17 protein-coding genes are annotated in these 18,042 nt (G+C 29.3%); 6 read left to right on the forward strand and 11 right to left on the reverse strand.

What is annotated here, in order from left to right; translation table 11 throughout:
* Positions 1-11: 11 nt before the first annotated feature.
* A complete protein-coding gene (locus PG912_RS04510; protein WP_275688634.1) occupies positions 12-644 on the forward strand; it encodes an HmuY family protein in 633 nt (210 codons plus the stop codon).
* 244 nt (positions 645-888) lie between these two features.
* Here the strand turns inward: PG912_RS04510 and uvrA are convergent, their stop codons facing one another.
* Positions 889-3,678: an excinuclease ABC subunit UvrA gene (gene uvrA / locus PG912_RS04515; protein WP_275688635.1), complete on the reverse strand. Its 2,790-nt coding sequence runs from the start codon at positions 3,676-3,678 to the stop codon at positions 889-891.
* Between the two features lie 238 nt (positions 3,679-3,916).
* On the opposite strand from uvrA, the gene PG912_RS04520 reads away from it, so the two are divergent.
* Complete coding sequence (locus PG912_RS04520) at positions 3,917-4,504, forward strand: RNA polymerase sigma factor (RefSeq protein WP_376740996.1); 588 nt, start codon at positions 3,917-3,919, stop codon at positions 4,502-4,504.
* Between the two features lie 237 nt (positions 4,505-4,741).
* On the opposite strand, the gene PG912_RS04525 is transcribed toward PG912_RS04520, so the two are convergent.
* Entirely contained in the window at positions 4,742-5,398 is a 657-nt protein-coding gene (locus PG912_RS04525; protein WP_275688636.1) for an endonuclease III domain-containing protein, read from the reverse strand.
* Positions 5,399-5,432: 34 nt separating this feature from the next.
* On the opposite strand from PG912_RS04525, the gene bcp reads away from it, so the two are divergent.
* On the forward strand, positions 5,433-5,885 hold the full coding sequence (bcp, locus tag PG912_RS04530) for a thioredoxin-dependent thiol peroxidase (protein ID WP_275688637.1): 453 nt from the start codon (positions 5,433-5,435) through the stop codon (positions 5,883-5,885).
* A gap of 195 nt (positions 5,886-6,080) precedes the next feature.
* Here bcp and PG912_RS04535 read toward each other — a convergent pair whose 3' ends face one another.
* The 4 genes from PG912_RS04535 to PG912_RS04550 are packed head-to-tail and all read right to left on the reverse strand — an operon-like array spanning position 6,081 to position 10,709.
* Positions 6,081-6,824: a sterol desaturase family protein gene (locus PG912_RS04535; protein ID WP_275688638.1), complete on the reverse strand. Its 744-nt coding sequence runs from the start codon at positions 6,822-6,824 to the stop codon at positions 6,081-6,083.
* 57 nt (positions 6,825-6,881) lie between these two features.
* Positions 6,882-7,520 carry an alpha/beta hydrolase gene (locus PG912_RS04540; protein ID WP_275688639.1) on the reverse strand — a complete coding sequence of 213 codons (639 nt, stop codon included), beginning with the start codon at positions 7,518-7,520 and terminating at the stop codon, positions 6,882-6,884.
* A gap of 1 nt (position 7,521) precedes the next feature.
* Positions 7,522-8,781: a dihydroorotase gene (locus PG912_RS04545; RefSeq protein WP_275688640.1), complete on the reverse strand. Its 1,260-nt coding sequence runs from the start codon at positions 8,779-8,781 to the stop codon at positions 7,522-7,524.
* Positions 8,778-10,709 (reverse strand): BatA domain-containing protein, encoded by a 1,932-nt coding sequence (locus PG912_RS04550; protein ID WP_275688641.1) that lies wholly within the window; start codon positions 10,707-10,709, stop codon positions 8,778-8,780. Before PG912_RS04550 ends, PG912_RS04545 begins: the two co-directional genes overlap by 4 nt.
* A gap of 183 nt (positions 10,710-10,892) precedes the next feature.
* Between PG912_RS04550 and PG912_RS04555 the strand changes: the two genes are divergently transcribed.
* Both PG912_RS04555 and bshC read left to right on the forward strand, forming a co-directional pair.
* Complete coding sequence (locus PG912_RS04555; RefSeq protein WP_275688642.1) at positions 10,893-11,558, forward strand: class I SAM-dependent methyltransferase; 666 nt, start codon at positions 10,893-10,895, stop codon at positions 11,556-11,558.
* Positions 11,559-13,145 carry a bacillithiol biosynthesis cysteine-adding enzyme BshC gene (gene bshC, locus PG912_RS04560; RefSeq protein WP_275688643.1) on the forward strand — a complete coding sequence of 529 codons (1,587 nt, stop codon included), beginning with the start codon at positions 11,559-11,561 and terminating at the stop codon, positions 13,143-13,145.
* A gap of 1 nt (position 13,146) precedes the next feature.
* Here bshC and PG912_RS04565 read toward each other — a convergent pair whose 3' ends face one another.
* On the reverse strand, positions 13,147-13,437 hold the full coding sequence (locus PG912_RS04565) for a hypothetical protein (protein WP_275688644.1): 291 nt from the start codon (positions 13,435-13,437) through the stop codon (positions 13,147-13,149).
* Positions 13,438-13,449: 12 nt separating this feature from the next.
* On the opposite strand from PG912_RS04565, the gene rlmF reads away from it, so the two are divergent.
* Positions 13,450-14,307 carry a 23S rRNA (adenine(1618)-N(6))-methyltransferase RlmF gene (rlmF, locus tag PG912_RS04570; protein WP_275688645.1) on the forward strand — a complete coding sequence of 286 codons (858 nt, stop codon included), beginning with the start codon at positions 13,450-13,452 and terminating at the stop codon, positions 14,305-14,307.
* Between the two features lie 137 nt (positions 14,308-14,444).
* Here rlmF and PG912_RS04575 read toward each other — a convergent pair whose 3' ends face one another.
* The 4 genes from PG912_RS04575 to PG912_RS04590 form a co-directional block, all read right to left on the reverse strand.
* The gene (locus PG912_RS04575) at positions 14,445-15,524 is read right to left on the reverse strand and encodes an NADH:flavin oxidoreductase (protein WP_275688646.1); all 1,080 of its coding nucleotides are present in this window, start codon (positions 15,522-15,524) and stop codon (positions 14,445-14,447) included.
* A gap of 178 nt (positions 15,525-15,702) precedes the next feature.
* Entirely contained in the window at positions 15,703-16,278 is a 576-nt protein-coding gene (locus PG912_RS04580) for a Crp/Fnr family transcriptional regulator (RefSeq protein WP_275688647.1), read from the reverse strand.
* A gap of 220 nt (positions 16,279-16,498) precedes the next feature.
* Positions 16,499-17,071, reverse strand: a complete 573-nt coding sequence (locus tag PG912_RS04585; protein WP_275688648.1) for a Crp/Fnr family transcriptional regulator — start codon at positions 17,069-17,071, stop codon at positions 16,499-16,501.
* A gap of 295 nt (positions 17,072-17,366) precedes the next feature.
* Complete coding sequence (locus PG912_RS04590; protein WP_275688649.1) at positions 17,367-17,939, reverse strand: Crp/Fnr family transcriptional regulator; 573 nt, start codon at positions 17,937-17,939, stop codon at positions 17,367-17,369.
* Between the last annotated feature and the right edge of the window lie 103 nt (positions 17,940-18,042).

The raw sequence follows: 18,042 nt of genomic DNA on the forward strand, positions 1-18,042 counted from the left end.
ATCAATAAAAAATGAGAATTTTAAAGTCAATTTTAATCGTTGCAATGTTAAGTTTTGTAGCTGTATCATGCAGTGAAAATAACGATATAGTACCAGGTGAAGTTTCTACAAATCAAGTGGTTAATTTACATGCAAAAGAAACAACAGATCGATCAGTGCACCCAGCAGTTGAATCAGGAGAGTTTGTTAAGTTTAGTTTTAAGAGCGGTACAATTGTAACCAATGATAATTGGGATATTGCTTTTAGAGGAACTACTATTTTGGTAAATGGAGGAGTGCCAACAGGTAAGACTCAAGAACCAAATAGAACAGGTAATGCCGCTTTAACCATAGTAGAAGGTAAGTTTTCTAAAATAAAAACAGTACCGTCAGCAGCAGTGTTTAAACAAGATGCAGCGAATGCATTAGCACTACCAAAAAGTACTTGGTATACTTATGATAGAGAAGATCATAGTATAGACCCTGTAACAGGAAAAGTTTTAATTATAAAAACAAATGATGGCCATTATGCAAAAATGGAAATTATAAGTTATTATAAAGATATGGATAGCTCAAATTCAGCAAATCCTGCTAATTCAGGCGCACAATATTATACATTTAATTACGTGTATAACCTTAATACTGGAGATAAAAATTTTCAGTAATTGTTAATTATTTTGTTAGTTTTTGTTAATGAAAAGCTGTTCTGGTTATTAATCAGGCAGCTTTTTTATTGGTTTAATATGTGTTCGATATAAAAATTTTGATTTTTAAATTGTCACTTCGAGTAATTTTCGATAGAAAATTGTATCGAGAAGTATAATAAAAAAAACAAAAATGTTGTTTTCTATAATTAAATTCTTGCATAATTTCACTCGAACCGACAGCTTTTCTTATACCGAACTTATATTAATTTAGTTTCTCTTGTAAATACTTAGCGGTATAAGACGCTTTATTTTTAATTAACTCTTCAGGAGTTCCTGCAAAAATTAAATTACCTCCATTTTTACCACCTTCTAAACCAAGATCAATAATATAATCGGCACATTTTATTAATTCAATATTATGTTCAATTACAATAATCGAATGTCCTTTTTCGATTAAAGCATTAAACGAAGCTAAAAGTTTTTTAATATCATGAAAATGCAATCCGGTTGTAGGTTCATCAAAAATAAATAAAGCTTTGTCTTTAGTGTTTCCTTTTATTAAGAAAGAAGCTAGTTTAATACGTTGTGCTTCTCCACCAGATAAGGTTGATGACGATTGCCCTAATTGTACATAGCCTAAACCAACATCTTGCAAAGGTTTTAGTTTTTTAGCAATTTTAGGTTGTTCGTGTTCCGAGAAAAAAGCAACAGCATCATCAATAGTTGAGTTTAAAATATCATCGATAGATTTTCCTCCAAAAGTAACCTCTAATACTTCTTTTTTAAAGCGTTTTCCGTTACAAGTATCGCACTGCAAATGCACGTCTGCCATAAATTGCATTTCAATCGTAACTTCACCTTCACCTTTACAAACCTCGCAACGACCGCCTTCTACATTAAAAGAAAAATGTTTTGGTTGATAGTTTCTTATGTTAGATAGTTTTTGATCTGATAATAATTTACGAATATCATCATACGCCTTTATATAAGTAACAGGGTTTGATCTTGATGAGCGACCAATCGGATTTTGATCAATAAATTCAATATGTTTTATTGTATCAAAACTTCCGGTTATGTTGGTGTATTGGCCAACTTTATCTCCATACCCGTTTAGTTTTTTCTGCATTGCAGGATATAAAATTTTCTTAACCAACGTACTTTTGCCACTACCAGAAACACCTGTAATTACCGTTAAGTTATTTAAAGGAAAAGAAACATCAATATTTTTAAGATTGTTTTCGCGCGCACCAATAATATCAATAGTGTTTTTTGATGTTCTACGAGAAGTTGGAATATCAATTTTTAATTCTTCGGATAAATATTTGGCAGTTAAGGAATCTGATTTCATAATAGCATCAAAAGTACCTTCGGCAACTACGTGTCCGCCATAAGTACCTGCTTCAGGATCGATATCAATAATATAATCGGCTTCCTTCATAATATCCTCATCATGTTCAACCACAATAACAGTATTCCCTAAATCGCGTAAATCTTTAAGAACCTCAATTAGTCTTTCTGTATCTTTTGGATGCAAACCAATACTTGGTTCATCTAAAATATACATAGATCCTACCAACGAACTACCTAAAGAAGTGGCTAAGTTTATACGTTGACTTTCACCACCTGAAAGTGTGTTAGAAGTACGATTTAAGGTTAAGTATTTTAAGCCAACATCAGTTAAAAAAAGCAAACGATTATTAATTTCTGTAAGCAATCTTTTCGCAATATTTTTGTCGTTTTCATTTAAGTTTATGTTCTTAAAAAAAACAGCCAATTCATCTAAAGGAAGTGTAACTAAGTCAGAAATTACTTTGTCATTTACTTTTACATAGTTGGCTTCTTTACGCAATCTTTTACCGTTACAATCGGTACAAGTTGTTTTTCCGCGATAGCGAGAAAGCATCACTCTATTTTGAATTTTATAACTTTTTTCTTCTAATTTTTTAAATAAGTCATTTATTCCTTCAAACTTTTTTGTCCCGTTCCAAATAAGCTTTTTTTGTGCTTCAGAAAGTTCAAACCATGGTTTATGAATAGGAATTTCAAAAGTTTCAGCGTTAAGAATTAGTTCTTCTTTATATATTCTGTAGGCATCAGTTTTAAAAGGGAAAATAGCATCTTCAAAGATTGATAATCCTGTATTCGGAATCACTAAATCTTCATCAATGCCAATTACGCTTCCGTAGCCTTCACAAGTTGGGCAAGCTCCGTATGGATTGTTAAAGCTAAATAAATGTGTGTTCGGTTCTAAAAAAGTAATACCGTCTAACTCAAATTTATTACTAAATTCAGTAACAGTATTGGTATTTAAGTTTTCTATTAAACAGAATCCTTTTCCTTCAAAAAAAGCAGTTTGAATGGCGTCTCCTAAGCGATTGTAAAAATCTTCTTCATGTTTTAAAATAATTCTATCAACCACTAAAAATAACGCTTCATCATTATAATCTTCAATAGGAAAATCATCAATTCTTAAAACAGTATTATTATATTTTAATCGCGCGTAACCTTGTTGCGTTAATACTTGTAAAACAGTTTTTAAATCTCTGTTTTCATTAAGGGTAATTGGCGCTAATAATAAAAGTTTGGTGCGTTCTTCGAAAGTTTTAACAAAAGTAAGTACATCAGAAACGGTGTGTTTTTTTACTTCATTACCAGATATTGGCGAAATGGTTTTACCAATACGTGCATATAATAGTTTTATATAATCGTAGATTTCGGTTGAGGTACCTACAGTTGATCTTGGATTTGTTGAGTTTACCTTTTGTTCGATTGCAATTGCCGGAGCAATCCCTTTGATATAATCTACCTTAGGTTTGTGTAATTTTCCTAAAAACTGACGCGCGTATGAAGATAAACTTTCTACATAACGACGCTGTCCTTCGGCATACAAAGTATCAAAAGCTAAAGAAGATTTTCCAGAACCAGAAAGCCCTGTTATTACAACTAATTTATTTCGAGGAATAACAACATCAATATTTTTTAAATTGTGCAGTTTTGCCCCTTTTATAATAATGTTTTCCTTAGGATTAATGGTAGAAATATCTGTCTTCATCTATTCAAAAAAATAAGGGATAAAAATACCATTTTTGTAAATGAAAGAAGAGAATAACCAATTAATTTTTTAAAATTTTTAGATAAAATTTATTGAATACTTGTATTTGTTAATAAAAAAAACAATATTTGTAACTAGTTACTAATCAATAAATAAAAGCCTATAGCTAAATAATTACTTTTTAACGATTCACCCCTTAACGGAAGAATATTGAATGATGTTCTTAAAAAAAGTAATTATGATGCATAAAGATGTTGTAAGCGATAGCGCTTTAGTACGAGACTACATTAATGGAAAAGAATTGGCGATTGAATTACTAATTAAACGCCATCAGCAAAGATTATATAGCTTTATATATAGCAAAGTACAGAATAGAGATACTACAGAAGATATTTTTCAAGATACTTTTATTAAAGTGATAAAAACACTTAAAAAAGGACGTTACAACGAAGAAGGTAAATTTTTACCTTGGGTTATGAGGATTTCTCATAATTTAATTATCGATTTTTTCAGGAAAAATAATAGAATGCCAACTTTTAACAATACAGAGGATTTTGATATTTTTTCTGTACTAACAGATGGTGCTTTAAATGCTGAAAATAAAATTATAAAAGAACAAATTTTAGCTGATGTTAGAGATTTGGTAGAAGAATTACCAGAAGAACAAAAAGAAGTTTTAAAGATGCGTATTTATAATGATATGAGTTTTAATGAAATTTCTGAGAATACAGGAGTAAGCATTAATACGGCTTTAGGGAGAATGCGATATGCTTTAATTAATTTGAGAAAAATAATTGAGAAAAATAAAATAATATTAGTAAATTAGACAATATTAGTGAAGTAGCATCGTTAAATACTTGATAACAAAATATATAAAGGGAATATATGATGCAAATTTACTCAGAAAAATCTCCGGATTTTAAAATGAAACCTACACAAGAAACAATTCAATTTTTGATTAATTTTTCTAAATCGTTAAAAGTAGTTAAAACCAAATCAAACTATCTCATTGAATTGAATTTGAATTAAGAGAGGAAAAGCTTCAACTATGGTTGAAGCTTTTTTATGCTCTTTTTTTATAGTATTCATCTAAAACGGTTTTTCTTCCTATTGTTTTAGTAATAATATCATTATCTAAATCCCAACCACGAGCAGGAGAGTATTCTCGTCCGTACCAAATTATTTGTAAGTGAAGGTCGTTCCATATTTCTTTAGGAAATAATCGTTTTGCATCTTTTTCAGTTTGAGCTACATTTTTACCGTTCGTTAAATTCCAACGATATAATAATCGATGTATGTGTGTATCTATTGGAAAAGCAGGAACACCGAAAGCCTGACTCATTACTACGCCAGCAGTTTTATGGCCTACAGCAGGTAATTCTTCTAAAAATTCAAAACTCTCAGGAACTTCTCCATTATGTTTTTCGATTAATATTTTAGATAAACCATAAATTCCTTTCGATTTCATAGGTGACAATCCGCAAGGTCTTATGATTTCTTTAATTTCTTCTACAGTCATTTTTACCATATCGTAAGGGTTATCCGCTTTAGCGAATAAAAGAGGTGTAATCTTATTTACACGAACATCAGTACATTGTGCAGACAATAAAACGGCAATAAGTAAGGTATATGGATCTTTATGATCTAAAGGGACTGGTATTTCTGGATACAATTTCTCTAATGTATCTATCACAAATTGAACTTTGTTTGCCTTGGTCATTTTCTTTATCTTTATATCGACAAAAATACGAATTATGATAACATTAAAAATAGGAGATAAAGCACCAAATTTCGAGTCTGTTGATGAAAAAGGAAACACAGTAAAACTTACAGATTATAAAGGTAAAAAACTAGTTTTATTTTTTTATCCCAAAGCAAGTACGCCAGGTTGTACAAATGAAGCGTGTGATTTAAGAGATAATTATCAATCTTTTTTAGCAAAAGGCTACGAGGTTTTAGGAGCTAGTGCAGATTCTGCAAAACGCCAACAAAACTGGATAAATAAACATGAGTTACCTTTTCCGTTATTAGCAGATGAAACTAAAGAAGTAATTAATGCTTTTGGTATTTGGGGATCAAAAAAGTTTATGGGAAAAGAATATGACGGAATTCACAGAACTACTTTTGTAATTGATGAAAACGGAATTATTGAAGATATAATTAGTAAAGTAAAAACAAAAGAACACGCTAAACAGATTTTAGGATAACAAAAAACCGAGCTTAAAGCTCGGTTTTTTATTTTTGTTTAGATGATAATTCAGCCTGTAACTCTTTACTTGTTTTAGAGCTGTTATCATGACTCCAGCCCGGAGGCATAAAAACATATTTAAGTCGAGTGCCTAGTGGTAAGTGTTTTTTTCTATTAAAGAAATCTTTAAAAATTTCTTTCCATTCATGAAAAATTATATTGATAGGCCTTTGTCTTCTAACGGAGAAGTTAATCCGTAACGTAGTTTTTCATAAGTTACTTCATCTTCTTCAGCTTGAAATGTGCCGAACATACGATCCCAAATGATTAAAACCATTCCCATGTTTTTGTCTAAATATTTGGTATTTGAAGCATGATGAACTCTATGATGAGAAGGAGTTACAAAGAAAAATCCCCATAAACCTAATTTGCTTTTTATAAAATTTGTGTGACACAAAGTTCCGTAAATTTGATTCAATGCATAAGCAAACATAATATGTAAAGGTTCAACTCCTAAAAAAGCTAAAGGTAAAAAGAACATATAACGAAATAAAGGCTGTAATACCGGTGAACGAAAGCCTGTTGAGATATTATAATATTCCGAGTTGTGGTGTGTTACATGAACCGCCCAAAAAAATCTTGAATGATGGTCTACATAATGATGTATGTAGTATAAAAAATCTTGTCCAATAAATGCAAATAACCAGTAAGCTAGGCCTAAATATTCCCAATCTACAATTCTGTAATGATAGCAAATTCCCATTACACCAAAAGAGATTACTTTCATTAATAGGTCTAAACTAAAGTTTATTAGTGCAAAATAAACATTCGTAGAAGTGTCTTTAAAATCGTAATTTTTCTTCTTCGACCTGTAACTAAAATATATTTCAATTAAAATTATTGAAATAAAAAACGGTGTGCTCCAAAAATATAGAACATCTTGATTTAATAAACCCATACTGATTCTTTAGAATGCAAAAATATTTCTTTTTGCTTAAAAATAATAATTAAATTTTTACAAACGATTTTCGATCCACTTTTTAAAACTATAAAAGTTTTGAGGAGCCACTCCGTGACCTACCGGATATTCTGAATATTCGCTTTGTAATTTATTGTTTGATAAAATTTGTGGTGCTTTTCGAGCCCAATCAATAGGTAATACCTGATCTACGGTTCCATGAGAAATGTAATAATCTGTAGTAATCGTACTCGGTATTTTTTTAGGTAGTAATTCTTCGTTAATATAACCGCTTAAAGCAATTACATGTTGCACTTTATTAGGGTAATTAAAACTTAGTGCGTAGCTTAAAATGGCTCCTTGACTAAAGCCTAAAAGAAATGTTTTATAAGGATTTGTGTTGTATTTATTTTTTATTTCATCAATAAATAAAGCAATTTCATCTACTGATTCTTTTGCTTGAACTAAGTCAGAAAATTTACCATTAACAGCATCAAAATTAATGGCATACCAAGCATAAGCTCCCATGCCCATACTATGTGGTGCTTGCGCACTAACAATTAATAAGTTATCAGGTAATTCTTCAGCAAATGAAAATAAATCTTGCTCGTTACTACCGTATCCATGCAGTAAAATTAATAAAGACGGATTTGTAGTTGTTTTCTTAGGTTCTCTTACGATGTAATGTAAACTCATTTTATGAATTTAAAACTAATTGATTGTTATTGTAAATACCGTATACTTTTCCTTTTAATTCTTTATTTAAAAAGATACTATTTTTTGAAGTTGATAGGATATGTTTTTTTGAAAATGTATAAGATCCATCAGGGTTAAAAATTGATAAATTTGCTTTTTCATTTTCTTTGATACTTGCTTTCTCTAGTTCGAAACGTTCTTTTGGATTAGTAGATAAACAGTTTGTAATAGTTTCGATATCTAAAATTGAATTTAAAACACCAAAAGCACTTTCTAAACCGATGGTTCCGTCTTTTGCTTCTGAAAACTCTACCTTTTTATGTTCTATATCTATCGGATTATGATCTGACGTTATCATGTCAATCGTTCCGTCTTTTACACCTTTTAAAAGTGCTTTTATATCGGTTGATGTTCTCAGCGGTGGATTTACCTTTTTATTACCGTCAAAATCATGCAATTCATCATCAGTTAAAAATAAATTATGAACAGCTACGCTACATGTTACATCTAAACCTTTCTTTTTAGCGTCTTTAATTAGTTGAACCGATTTTTTAGTTGAAATTGTAGGAATATGTAGTTTTCCACCCGTATATTCTAGTAAAAATAAATCGCGAGAAATTTGAAGCTCTTCTGCCAAAGCAGGAATTCCTTTTAAACCTAAAAGCGTGCTGTTTTTACCTTCATTAACAACACCTTCACCAGCAATCGCATTATTTTTAGGAAAACTCATTGCCAAGCCATTAAAATTTTGAGTGTATAATAAAGCTACTTTTAATAAATTATCGTTAGCAATAGGTTTATTATAATCTCCAAAAGCAATAGCGCCAGATTGTTGCATGTCGTACAATTCGGCCATTTCAATACCTTTACTTTGTTGTGTTAACGTACCAATAGGGTATAGGTTCGTAGCGAATCCGTTGGCTTTATTAATTAAAAATTCAACGGCAGATTTATTGTCTATTACCGGGTTTGTATTTGGGTTTACAGCAATAGCTGTGAATCCACTTTTAGCGGCTACTAATAAACCATGTTTAATTGTTTCGCGCTCTTCATAACCAGGCTCACCAAAAGAAACACTCGTATCAAACCAACCTGTAGATACATGTAAATTATCAAGTTTTACAACTTGATATTCTTTTTTAGAAGTAATCGTATCGTTAATCTTGGTAATAATTCCATCAGTAATTAAAATGTCTTTAGTTTGTTGGTGATAAGGACTAGAGGCATCAATAATTGTAGCCGATTTTAGCAGCGTTGTCATGGTTTAAAGAATTTTAAGATCAAAATTTCTATAAGCAAAGATACAATGGCTAAGGCTAAAAACCATTTCCAAAGCCATTGAATTTTATTTTCACTATTAATATTTTTTAAGGTGTTTTTAACCGAATTAGCGGTAGTTTTTGAGTTTAAGTTTTCTGAATCTAAGAAATTTAATAAACTTTCTTTCTTCGGATAATTAAAAGCAATGTTTTTTAAAATACTTGCTTCTTGTTTTATTTGATAAAATCCGGCAACTAAAGGTTGATCTGTAGTTGTAATTTTTACACTATTTTGAAGTGTTTGTTGCAGCGGAATAAAGGACGTTTTGTTATTTGAAATAGTTACTATTTCATCTTTGCCTAGTTGTTTATCAATGTCAATAACTGATTGCTTATCAACTGTATAATATAATTTAGAAAGTTGTAAGCTGTTTTTACCAATATTATAAAAAACTGGCACAATTAAAGGAGAATTTATAAAGTTACTATTCTCTTTATTAAGCGGAGCCGCTACCCAATAAATAGCTGAATTTACTGAGTTTGTTTTTTGTATAAAACCCAGTTTGTTTTCGAAAGAAATAACAGTACTAGCGTTTAATAGTTGTGTATTATAAGAAGTTTTTACAAACGGATATTGAAAATTACGCACATTTTTTTCAAACACTTTTTTTAAAATCGGATGTTTGTAATTTATAGTTGTAATTTTTAAACTATCAGTTTTTTTAGAGAGTAGTTTTCCTATTTTAAGTTTGTTAAATAAACTGTTGTAAGACGAAATGGTTAAATCTCTAGAAGGTATTATAACCAAGTTTCCACCGCTTTTAGTGAATTCAATTAAACTAGCAATAAGATTCTCCGGAATATTATCAATTTCATTTAAAACAATTAAATGCTGTTTCTGAATTAAATTGTAATTCAGGTTTTTAATAGCAGAAAATGTAAAGTCAAATGCTTCTTTTGTATAAATTCTGCTTAAAAAATCAGCAGATTCACCAATATTTAAAACAGCAGTTTTAGTGTTGGAGTTTATGGCGAAATAAAAGGAATTATCAAAAGTATAAGTGTCTTTAAAATTTAATTCAATTTTTCCAGAAAAATCAGTTGTTTTCAAAATAGAAAAAACCACTTTTTTAGTTTCATTTTCTTCAATAGAAAAAAGTTGTTTATTGATTAACTTTTCTTTGTTGTAAATAGCAATTGGTACATTCTTTTTTAAAATTCCTTGATTTTTAACAAGAATGTTTACTTCAAAATTTGTTGTTCCGTTGTCACTTATAAAAACATTATCTATTGATAAATTACTTTTTTGCTGCGGATTTAATTTTACAAAAGAGGTATTCTTTGGTGAACTTAATAAGTCTTCTTTTTTTACGTTCTGAAAATCAGAAATAATAATGTTTTCAGAAAGTGTATTTGTTTTGTTTTCGGTAGATATTTTTAATAAAACATCTTTTAATTCCGTGTTTTTAGCGGTGTTTTTTACTTTTAATAAAATATCTTTTAAATCAGAAGCTGTTTTATTTTTATGAAATTCATCATTTGTAATTAAAGAGTAAGTTGCTTTATCTGAAATATTTTCTATAATTTCTTGACTCGCTACTTGTAATAAAATCCCTTTATCCCCATCGGTATTTGTGCTTAAAGAATTATCTAAATAAATTAAGAAATGTTGTTGTTGATCGCTTTTGTGATTGCTAAAATAAGGTTGTGCAAAAGCTATAATTAAAGCGGTAAATAATAGTAAGCGCGTAGCTAAAATTAACCATTTTTTTATGCGAGAACTTTTACGAGTTTGTAGTGCTAGTTTTTTTAAAAAGGCAACATTGGTAAACGGAATTTTAACAAATCGCTGTAATTGAAATAGGTGAACTATAAGCGGAATTAGTAAAAGTACTAAGAAGTATAAAATTTCAGGATGTTTAAACTGCATAGTTCATTTTTTGCTCACTAAGTGAGATTTTAAGTGATTAAGCTTTTATAAAAATGTTTTTACAAGGTAACTTATTAACTGTAAAAATAGCCAAATTGATCATTTAAAAAAGAATGTAGTTAAAAATCTGTTAGAAAAGTGTTTTGTTTTCGACAAGATATCAAATTTCACTATTTTTGAACTATGACTACAAAAGAGAGTGATTGTAAAAGCCCAGCGAAAATTGAATATAAAAATCACTGGAATACTGCATACACAAAAAATACAACTGAAAAGTTAGGTTGGTTTGAAGAAAAGGCAGCACAAACAATGTATTTAATTTCTGAATCGGGATTAAAAAAAACCGCAACTATTTTAAACGTAGGTGTTGGTTCTTCGGTTTTAATAGATGAATTATTGGCTGATGGTTACACGAATTTAATTGCAAGCGATTTATCTGAAAAAGCACTAACAACTTTAAAAGAGCGTTTAGCAAAAGAAGCAGCAAAAGTAACTTTTATTGCGGATGATTTAATACAGCCAAAAAAGTTAGGTAAGCTAAGTAATATTGATTTATGGAATGATAGAGCGGTATTGCATTTCTTTTTAAAAGAAGAAGAAAAAACGGCGTATTTTAATTTATTGAAACAGGTTGTAGCTAAAGACGGATTTGTAATTATTGCAGTTTTTGCTTTAGATGGCGCAGAAAAATGTTGCGGTTTAGAGCTGCAAAGATATAATAGCGAAATGTTACAAGAACGTTTAGGAAGTCAGTTTAAGTTAATCACAGAATTTAATCACACATTTGTAAATCCGTATGGTGGAAAAAGACCTTATATTTACACATTGTTTCAAAGAATAAATAAGTAAATGAAAGTAACACATATTCCTTTTAAAAAAACCGGTTTTTTCTCTAAAACAATGCTTGATTATTTAGAGCAATCAGAAAAATTACAACCCTTTTATAATAACTTTCCTTCATTAGATAGTTTTAAAAATCAGATAGAAAGTAAAACTTTTTCATCAACAGCAAGAAAAACTTTAGTTACTGTTTTAAAGAAACAATATGCTACTGTAAAAACATCAGAAGCTACACAGCAAAACATTGATGATTTATTATTAGATACTACTTTTACAGTAACTACAGGACATCAGTTAAATTTATTTACGGGGCCGTTATATTTTCTCTATAAAATATTTTCGACCGTTAATTTATGTGAAGAGTTAAGGGCTAATTATCCGCAACAAAACTTTGTGCCAATTTATTGGATGGCTACTGAAGATCATGATTTTGAAGAAATAAACTACTTCAACTTCAAAGGAAAAAAAGTGCAATGGAATTCTAACCAAACAGGAGGTGTAGGACGTTTTTCTACAGATGGATTGCAAGAGGTATTAGAAGTGTTTTCGAGCCACTTAGGAACTTCAAAAAATGCACAATATTTAATTAACCTTTTTAAAGAAGGGTATATAAAACATAACAATTTAGCTGATGCTACAAGATACATAGCGAATGAATTCTTTAGCGAATATGGATTGGTAATTCTTGATGCTGATAACCGCGAATTAAAGCAAGAGTTTATTCCGTTTATTGAGCGCGAATTAAAAGAGGAGATTTCATACAAAAAAGTAACAGAAACGATTGAGCGTTTGGGCGATGAATATAAGATTCAGGTGAACCCAAGAGAAATTAATTTATTTTATTTAACAGATGAAATTCGTGAACGTATTGTTTTTGAAGATGATGTGTATAAAGTGAATAACACTAGTATTTATTGGAAGTTAGATGCGTTGTTAAAAGAAGTTCATGATTTTCCTGAACGATTTTCGCCAAATGTTATTATGCGTCCGTTATTTCAAGAAGTAGTGCTGCCAAACTTATGTTATATCGGTGGAGGAGGAGAGTTGGCTTATTGGATGCAGTTAAAAGATTATTTTGATGAAGTTAAAGTGCCATTTCCTATTTTATTATTGCGTAATTCAGTGCAGATAATTTCTGAAAAGCAAGCTAAGAAATTAGAAAAACTAGATATTTCATTAGAAGAATCTTTTCAAGATCAAAATAGTTTATTAAAAGATAAAGTATTAGAAACATCTGAAGAGAAAGTTGATTTTACGAGTCAAAAAGAATTTTTACAGCAACAGTTTGTCGATTTAAGAGAATTGGCTAATAAAACAGATGTATCATTTATAGGTGCTGTAAATGCTCAGGAAAAAAAGCAATTAAAAGGATTAGATAATTTAGAAAAACGTTGGTTACGAGCAGAAAAACGAAGACAAAAAGATTTGGTAGATAGAATTATATTATTGCAAAACGAAATATTACCAAACCAAAGTTTAGAAGAGCGACAACGAAATTTTTCAGAGTATTATTTAGAGTACGGTGATACTTTAATTAAAGCATTAAAAGAAAGTTTACAGCCATTACAATTAGAATTTACAGTAATAGAAATTTAAATTAAAATTCTTGGTTTTTATATTTTTGATAATTTTTTTCGTTTAATTTATAGGAGATGAAATAAGCAAAAGTAAAATAGATGACCATGTTGATAAAAAAGAACAGTGGGAATTTATAAAAGAATTTTTCAGAAAAACCAACTTCCCAAAAAATAAATATAAACGAAAAAGGAAGTGCAAAACTAAGTGCCCTTTTAAAGGCAAATAACGATTTGTTATTTCTTGTAGTTTTCCAGTTTTTTACAAACAAAGAAGTTTTCTTTTTATAATACGCATTTGAATTCGGTTTCATAAACAAAAATTAATGAAAGACAAAGAAAGTAAATTACATAAAAATAACAAACATAAAAACGGATATGATTTTACATTGCTAAAAGAAAAGTATCCGAAAATAGAGGAGTTTGTTATCGAGAAATTTGATAAAGAAACAATCGATTTTTCTGATCCGATAGCAGTAAAAGAATTTAACAAAGCGTTGCTAGCAGCACATTATAATATAAAAGATTGGAATTTTTCTGATGAAAATTTATGTCCGCCAATTCCTGGTAGAGTAGATTATATTCATCATTTAGCCGATTTAATTGGTGATGCTAAAGATGTAAAAGTACTTGATGTTGGTACCGGAGCAAGTTGTATTTATCCGCTTTTAGGAACTGTAGAGTATGACTGGAATTTTGTAGCTACAGATATCGATTTAGATTCGTTAGATTATGCACAAGATATTATTGATGACAATGATTTAAGCGATAAAATTGAATTGCGTCAACAGTTTAATGAAGCCCATATTTTAAAAGATATTATAGCAGAAGGAGATTCTTTTTCGGCAACGATGTGTAATCCTCCGTTTTATAAATCGGCAGAAGAAGCAAGAGGAGCAAACTGCAGAAAATCTAGAAACTTAGGTAATAATACGGTTCGTAATTTTGCAGGAAATTCGAATGAACTTTGGTATGTTGGTGGCGAAAAAGCATTTTTACACACCTATTTATATGAAAGCTCATTACAGCCTAAGGCAAGTAAATGGTTTACTAGTTTGGTGTCTAAAAAAGAGAATGTAAAAAGTTTAGAAGATTCTGCTAAAAAACTAAAAGTAGCAGAATTTAAGGTGATACCTATGAGTCAAGGAAATAAAGTTACACGTATTGTGTGTTGGCGATTTTAAATATATTTATAACAATAAAAACAGCGTCTTAAAAAGTAATTTTAAGACGCTGTTTTAGTTAATTTAAAAATCGAAATGTAAAATGAACCAAATTTAGATTGATGAAATAATCACTAAATATAAAAAGAAGTTACTTTCTAGTTTTCTTTAACAAAATCCGGCCATCTTTTTAAATATTCGATAAACGTTTTGCTTACACCTTCTTTTAAAAGATGTTCTTCTGAAACAGGTGTTGCAACAGGTGTAAAATTAGGGTCATTCATTACCAACCTCGGAAAATTATGATGTAATATAGCTGAGGTTCCTATTGATACAAAATTGACACCAGCATCCAATATTTTTTGAACATCAACAGCGTTGCTAATTTTACCAGCAACTGTCCATTTAACATCTTTAAAATCTAAACTTTTAAAATGATCTAATAAGCTGAGGTTTTGATATTTTTCATCATTAGGCATTTTAAAACAATCCCATAAAGAGATGTCTAAAAAATTAATATTTCCTGCATCAATTAATTGTTGGCAAATAATTTTCACTTCACCAATATCCATTCCAAACCTTTCAGGTGATAAACGAACTCCGATTAAAAAATCTTTTCCGCATTGTTCTCTAATGCCGTCTACAATTTCAAAAATTATTTGAGCTCTGTTTTCTAGAGAACCACCATATTCATCTGTTCTATGGTTTATTTCTGAGCTTAAAAACTGTGTTAAAATATAACCATGTGCGCCATGAACTTCAACACCATCATAACCGCACTTTTTAGAACGAACAGCTGCAGTAATAAAATCATCTCTTAATTGTTTTACTTCTGTAAGTGTAAGACCCCTTGCATTTGTTTTTTCATTATCAGAAGAAGAAACAGGTTTTTCGTTTATCAATTCATGTGGTGTACGCATTCCTGCATGGTGTAATTGAATAACAGCTAAACTACCTTTTTCTTTAATACTTTGGGTTAGTTTTTTATGTCCGTCATTTAAGTCGTCGCTAAAAACACCTAATTGCCCAGGAAAACCTTTACCTATTTCTTGAACGTGAGAAGCACACGTCATCACTAAACCAAATTCACCTTCAGCTCTCATTTTTAACCAATTTAATTCATCATCAGAAAGCTCACCGTTTTCATGACTTTGTCGGTTGGTTAAAGGAGCTAACATGAAACGATTGTTCATTATTGAGCCATTAGAGAATTTTATTGTTGTATTGGGAGTATTCATACTTAAGGATTCAAATTTTTGAATGGCAAATTTAAGCAGAATATTTAGGAATTAATAAGTATGTTCGATTTGATGTTTTATAAGAAAAACTAACTCCTTTTTTTGAAATTAAAGAGTAAGAAGTAAGTAGCTAAAAATTTTAACTATTAATAAGTGATTGTAATACTTAATTGATTTGTTACTTAAGTAAGCTCTTTTTTATTCTACTTAACTGTACAGGTGAAACATTTAGGTATGAAGCAATATATTTTTGTGCTATTAAATTATCAATATCTGGAATTCTCTTTTTTAAACGTAAATACCTTTCTGTAGCGTCGTAAGCAGATAAGGTAAGGATGATACTTTCTGCTTCTAAGTAAGTGTCTTCTAACATTTTTACATAAAGTAAACTTAATTCATGGTGTTTTAAAGCAAGCTCTTTAAATTTGTAAAAATTACCTCTATAACCAGTAACCTTTGTTAACGCTTGGTAATTAACAGTTGCAGGAATTTCTCTAACCATTGTAGATAAGCTACAAGATAAACTAATAGGGGTAAATAAATGTCTTGTAATTTCTTTACCGTCTTCAGTTTCTATGTAAGACCTAATTAATCCCGTTTTTATGATAATGAAATCAGTAGGTCGTTCATTTATTTTAGTAAAAAATTCAAAAGGCTCCAATTCCGTATAAGTAAGAAGCTCTTCAAAAGCAACAACAAGGTTTTTGGGTAATTTCAAAAATCGAGAAAGGAAAATTTCAATATCATTTTTCATAAAAGGCAATTAACAAGTTATATCCTCAAGATGAGGATACGTAAATTTAATGAAAAATAATAAGATAAAACCTACACAAGGGTGTAAATTTTATTTTGTAATAAAAACCTATACAGTATAACAGTATAATGCTTTTATTGAAATGTAACTTGTTAACTGCATTCCAAAAGTATACTGTTTTTAGGATATTAGCATTAACATATGTTAATAAAATTATTGATTAATTATGGTAGCTTTTTCGAATTCGACTTAACTGTACGGGGGTTATATTTAGGTAAGAAGCAATATGATATTGATTGATTAATTTACCAATACCTGGTAGTCTATTTTTAAGTTCTTCATAGCGCTGCTTAGCATCTAGCATCAATAAGTTGAAAATTTTAATTTCTTCTTTAATATATACAGCTTCTAAAACTTTATGATGAAATATGGAAATGTCGTGGTGTAGTTTTGATAAATTATAAAATGAATTATAATTACATCGTAAAACTTCACAATCAGTTAGGCATTCATAAATTAAATTTGAAGGTTCTCTTTTTATCAAAGCACCTAAATTTCCTGAAGTGACTACTGGTGTAAATAATGTTTTAGTATGTTCTTTTCCTTTCTCGTCTATAATATATGCTCTTATAACTCCTTTTTTAAGAATATAAAAATTAACAGGAATTTGACTAAGTTTTACTATTTGGTGTTTTTTAGGTAGGCTTTCACTTGTTACAATATTATGAAACGTATTATAAGAACTTTCAGAAAGATCATAAAAATTAGTAACAAAATTTTTAAAAAAATCCATAGAAATAATTTTATGATTAACTCAAATTTACATTTTTTATTAAAATAAAAGAAATTTTCGATAAAATTGTTAATAAAAATGGAGTAACTACTGTTTCTTTAAGGGGTTTAATAAGGAGAGAAAATAAAAATTAAAGAATAGAAATAAAAAAATCAAACTTACATAAGATAAGTAAGTTTGATTTTGTAATAAAAACCTATTTAGGGCTAACGTTTTTATTAAAATGTAACTTGTTAATTACATCTCAAATATAATTTTTTTTTAGTGTTTAAGCATTAACATATGTTAATGAAAATTAATTGAGATAGTTTTTTCGAATTCTACTAAGCTGAACAGCAGTAATATTTAAGAATGAAGCAATATGATATTGGTTTATTAAATTATCAATACCCGGTAACCTATTTCTAAGTTTTCTATACCGCTGAGTTGAATTTAACATTAATAATTCTAGTATTTTAGCTTCTTCTCTTATATAAATTCTTTCTAATACCTTATATTGAAAAACAGATAAATCATGATACTTTAAAGATAAAACGTTGAAGTCATTATAATTACACTGAACAACTTCACAATCGGTAAGGCATTCATAAATTAATTTTGAAGGCTGTTTTTTTATTAAAGCACCAAGGTTTCCAGAGGTGTCGATAGGAGTGTATATGGTTCTAGTATGTTCTTTTCCCTTCTCATCAATAATATAAGCTCTTATTATACCCTTTCTTAAAATATAAAAATTGACAGGTATATCGCCTAAATCAACAATAATTTGATTTTTTTGTAGACTCTTTCTTTTAGCAAGTGCGCTAAATTCTTTTAGAGAGTTTTCTGAAATAGGATGAATATTAAAAACAAAATCTTTAAAGAAGCTCATAACAAAAAGTATTAGAGGTGATACTCTCAAATTTACATTTTTTATTGAATAAAATGAAATTTAATCAGATAATGTTTTGAATATGTATTGATTATGTGTTTTG

Origin of the sequence: Tenacibaculum retecalamus (assembly GCF_027941755.1) — a bacterium.
Lineage (GTDB): Bacteria > Bacteroidota > Bacteroidia > Flavobacteriales > Flavobacteriaceae > Polaribacter > Polaribacter haliotis_B.